Here is a 3,750-nt window from a genome sequence, read left to right as displayed (position 1 = left end):
GCTTATCCCGCCCTGTTCCGCAAGATTGGCACAAAATTTGGGGCAGGGGACGGATCAACGACCTTCAACCTGCCAAACCCCACACCGATTGGCCTGAACACTTGGGCAATCCGTATCTGATGAAGGACGCGCATCATGGCTGACATCAAAGCAAGGCTCCTGTTCCGCAAGGGAACGGCTGCACAATGGGCCGCTGCAAACCCGGTCCTGTTGAACGGCGAACCGGCATGGGAAACCGATACGGGCTATTTCCGCATTGGCGACGGCGTGACGGCTTATGCTGGATTGCCGATCTACACCTTGGCCGCAAACATCACAGAAGCGCTGGCGGCAGCAGAAGCGGCGGCAGCATCCGCAAGCGTCTTTGATGGCGTGACGGCCAGTGCGGCTGAAATCAACATTCTGGACGGGGCGACCGTGACGACAGCAGAGGTCAACGCCTTGGATGGCGTGACCGGCACCGGCGCCGCAGTAATCAGGGCCGCAACCCAAGCCGCAGGGCGCGATGCTCTTGGACTGCCTGACTTCACCATATCGACATCTGCCCCTTCCGGCGGAACAGATGGTGACGTTTGGTTCCAGTATTGAGGATCTGACATGCCGATAGGAACCAAGCAAGGCGGCATATGGAGAACCCCCGGCGGGGTATTCGTCCGTGTGTCAGGGACATGGCAAAGGGTCAAGCTGGTCCATGTTCGCGTTGCCGGGATATGGCAGCTGGCCTTTGTTGATGCGTTTTCATTCAACATCTCTGGCAGTCTGGTTGATGTAAACCTGCGCAGCGCAGCCGTAGCAGCGGGATGGAACGGCATATCATCGGTAACAGCCACAGTCACATCCGGATCAGTGCTAAATGCCAGCTCCAATTATGCCTTGGTGATCAACGGCAGCTTTCCAAACGGCGTCTCCTTGATCAACAACGGGATCATTGCAGGGCGCGGCGGTGTGGGTGGCGCGGGCGGAACAGCGAGAGGCGATTTGCAGGTTGCCAACGGCGGCGCTGCAGGCGGTGCAGGTGGGCATGGACTTCTGGCGCAAGTGCCCGTCACGATCTTCAATAACGGCATCATAGCAGGCGGTGGCGGCGGCGGCGGTGGTGGTGGTTCGACAATTGCCAACCAGTTCGTTGACGACGGCAGCGGCAGCGGCGGTGGAGGAGGAGGAGGTAAATAATGGCACTTTATCTAAGGCGGCAAGCGGTTGCAGGTGGCGGTGGTGGCGGCGCAGGGCGCAGCAACAACTTTGGCTCATCTGGCGGCGCGCGTGGTGAGCGAGTCAGAGGCTCCACAGCATCAATCGGCGCAGGATTAACGATTACACAAGCGCTTGCTGGCGGCGGTGCCAATCTCAGCACCAATGGTGGCGGCGGCTTTCGCGGCGAAGAAATAGACCCCGGTGACGTGCATGCGCGCGGCGGCTGGGGAGGCTCCGGCGGGGCATGGGGAGCAGCGGGCGCAGCAGGTGGTGGGTCTGAATACGTGTTTCCATCCGGCCTCACATCAGGCGGCGGCGGCGGCGGCGCGGGCGGTCTGGCCGTCGTCGGAAACAACAACATCACATGGGGCGCGACAGGCGAGCGCTACGGAGGCATTTCGGCATGACCACGATCAGCTATACCTACACTATTCTGGCCGTCCATAACCGGACGATGGATGTGGGATATTCCAACCCTGACCACGGCAAGATGCTTGTCGGCGTCCGCAGGCCAAAGGTGGGCGAAACCGTCGATCAGGTGGTCGCGGAATACTCGCCCGCTGCATGGTGGGCGGAACAGGCCGCCACATTCGAGGACGTGCCGGTTGGCGCAACAGGGCAGGGCGCAACGGTATTCCCGACAACCGAGCCAGAACCGGAACCAACCCCGGAGGAAGCCTTGGCGATCTGGCGCGAGAACGCCGTGATCAGCCAGTTGCAGGCGCATTACACGCTCAAAGTCTGGGGGCTGCACGATCAGGTTGCGGCACTGGTCGCAGCCGTGGGAGACCCGTTGGCGCTGGCTTTCGAGCGGGCAACGGAGTGGAGACGCAATAGCACTGCCATTTTGACCATGTTTGAAAACATCACCTTGGCCGATGGCAGCACGCCCACGCCGGAAGACGTGGACCGGTTTTTTGCGGAAGCTGCGGAGTTCAGCCTGTGATCACCTTCACCCATCACAGCATCTTGTCGCTCAAGGACTTGTTCCCGGCGCTGGCCGAGGTGGCGCAAGACGCGATGCAGAAAGACCCGGACGAGTGCATGGCAGAGCTTGCCGTCTATGCCCGTCGCGGCGCGGATTGTGTGCTGGCCTACGACGCTGGCGCGCTGATCGGCTATTCGCTCTATGGACCCTTCGAGAAGTTCCATAGCTGGCAACGCCTGATCCCGCTCAAGATCCATCTTGGCTTGAAGGGCATCAGGGCTGTGCATGTGGCGCACCATCTGTATCTGCGCCGCGCTTATTGGGACACAGGAACGCATCTTGCCATTATCAGGGAATACTCCCGCGCGCTGATCGAGACGGGCGCACAGTGGTATCTGATCTGGGCCGCAAACGACGCCGCCGCGCAGTATTCCATCGCCAAGCCGGGGTCATACCCGCTTGTCGGGTTTGAGACGCCGCGCGGGGTGCAGATGGGTTTGCGCGATCTGGAAGAATATTTCCAAGTAACAGCACCGGAGGCGTCCTGATGCGCGTGACGATGGAAAACCAATCCGCACTCTTGCGCCAAGCCGCGATCTGGCACGGACAGGACGCCATGCGTGCCGATAGCACAGCCTTGGGTGTTGTGGATGATGCAGGCGAGTTGCACGCGGTCGTGACGATCGACAACCTGACCGCAAATTCGGTTGACTACCACATCGCCAGCAACGGGCGGCGCAAGTGGGCAACGCGCGGCGTCCTGCGCACGCTTTCGGCCTACGGTTTTGACTTCCTCTTGGTCAATAAGCTCAAGACCACAATTCCGCACTGGAACATCCGCGCGATCACTATGGCGCTACATATTGGGTGGAAGATCGAGGGCGTCACTAAATGTGGTGCCCATGACGGCACAGATGGTGTATATTTCGGCATGACGCGGGACGAGTGCCCTTGGATTGGAAAGGACGACTGACATGGGAGGCAAACCGCCAAAGCCAGATCCTCGGATTGGTGAAGCCGCAGTAAAGCAGGCACAGATTGCCGACCGCGCACAGGTTGCGGCGGAAGGCTTTGCCGAGCGCCAGCTTGATATGGCCGGTGAATACCAAAAGTTCATGCTGGATCAGGCCGCAGTCACAAACGGCTGGGCCGCAGAAGATCGGTCGCGCTACACCGATACGTTTATTCCCCTGCAAGACGACTGGATTGCCGAGGCGCAGGCTTATGACAGCCCTGAACGCAAGGCGATGGCGGCAAACGAGGCCGTGGCCGACGTGCGCCAGCAGTTTGCCCTTGGCCGCCAGCAGAACGAACGCCAGATGGCCGCTGTCGGGGTCAACCCCAACTCTGGCCGGTATCAGTCGTCAGCAAACCGTATGCAGTCCACAGAAGCCCTTGCCGCAGCAGGCGGGGCCAATGCCGCGCGCCGCAGGACAGAGGAAACTGGTCGTGGTCTTCGCGCCTCTGCGATCAACATGGGGTCAGGACTGGCAGTCAACCCCGGCACCAGCATGGGGCTTTCCAACAGCGCGGGCAGCACCGGCATGAACGCGGGCATGAATGGTGTGTCCAGCGCGGCAGGCATGGTCTCGGGCGGGGCGCAGACTGCGATGCAGGGCCAGCAAGGG

The 3,750-nt window shown here is 60.9% G+C and carries 8 protein-coding genes; all 8 read left to right on the top strand.

Annotated features, from left to right (window positions below; genetic code table 11):
- The coding region (locus VGP75_RS20585; protein ID WP_414727765.1) for a phage tail protein at window positions 1-120 on the top strand (120 nt) is incomplete at its 5' end.
- Window positions 121-135: 15 nt separating this feature from the next.
- Window positions 136-588 (top strand): hyaluronate lyase N-terminal domain-containing protein, encoded by a 453-nt coding sequence (locus VGP75_RS03890; RefSeq protein ID WP_327542408.1) that lies wholly within the window; start codon window positions 136-138, stop codon window positions 586-588.
- Between the two features lie 9 nt (window positions 589-597).
- The gene (locus VGP75_RS03885) at window positions 598-1,173 is read left to right on the top strand and encodes a hypothetical protein (RefSeq protein WP_327542407.1); all 576 of its coding nucleotides are present in this window, start codon (window positions 598-600) and stop codon (window positions 1,171-1,173) included.
- Window positions 1,173-1,601, top strand: a complete 429-nt coding sequence (locus tag VGP75_RS03880) for a hypothetical protein (protein WP_327542406.1) — start codon at window positions 1,173-1,175, stop codon at window positions 1,599-1,601. Before VGP75_RS03885 ends, VGP75_RS03880 begins: the two co-directional genes overlap by 1 nt.
- Complete coding sequence (locus VGP75_RS03875; protein ID WP_327542405.1) at window positions 1,598-2,140, top strand: hypothetical protein; 543 nt, start codon at window positions 1,598-1,600, stop codon at window positions 2,138-2,140. The genes VGP75_RS03880 and VGP75_RS03875 overlap by 4 nt, the downstream gene beginning before the upstream one ends.
- Window positions 2,137-2,670 (top strand): hypothetical protein, encoded by a 534-nt coding sequence (locus VGP75_RS03870; RefSeq protein WP_327542404.1) that lies wholly within the window; start codon window positions 2,137-2,139, stop codon window positions 2,668-2,670. The genes VGP75_RS03875 and VGP75_RS03870 overlap by 4 nt, the downstream gene beginning before the upstream one ends.
- The gene (locus tag VGP75_RS03865) at window positions 2,670-3,095 is read left to right on the top strand and encodes a GNAT family protein (RefSeq protein WP_327542403.1); all 426 of its coding nucleotides are present in this window, start codon (window positions 2,670-2,672) and stop codon (window positions 3,093-3,095) included. The genes VGP75_RS03870 and VGP75_RS03865 overlap by 1 nt, the downstream gene beginning before the upstream one ends.
- A 1-nt stretch (window position 3,096) precedes the next feature.
- The coding region (locus VGP75_RS03860; protein ID WP_327542402.1) for a hypothetical protein at window positions 3,097-3,750 on the top strand (654 nt) is incomplete at its 3' end.

The sequence above is a fragment of the Yoonia sp. genome, assembly GCF_036007805.1.
In the GTDB taxonomy this organism is placed as follows: Bacteria; Pseudomonadota; Alphaproteobacteria; order Rhodobacterales; family Rhodobacteraceae; genus Yoonia.
The sequence above is the reverse complement of the archived record's forward strand: the minus strand, read 5'-3'. Positions and strand labels throughout refer to the sequence as shown.

Bases quoted from the DNA above. Each gene is read 5' to 3' on its own strand.
- VGP75_RS03880 (WP_327542406.1), top strand. From the start codon at position 1,173: ATGGCACTTTATCTAAGGCGGCAAGCGGTTGCAGGTGGCGGTGGTGGC.
- VGP75_RS03890 (WP_327542408.1), top strand. From the start codon at position 136: ATGGCTGACATCAAAGCAAGGCTCCTGTTCCGCAAGGGAACGGCTGCA.
- VGP75_RS03875 (WP_327542405.1), top strand. From the start codon at position 1,598: ATGACCACGATCAGCTATACCTACACTATTCTGGCCGTCCATAACCGG.
- VGP75_RS03865 (WP_327542403.1), top strand. From the start codon at position 2,670: ATGCGCGTGACGATGGAAAACCAATCCGCACTCTTGCGCCAAGCCGCG.
- VGP75_RS03885 (WP_327542407.1), top strand. From the start codon at position 598: ATGCCGATAGGAACCAAGCAAGGCGGCATATGGAGAACCCCCGGCGGG.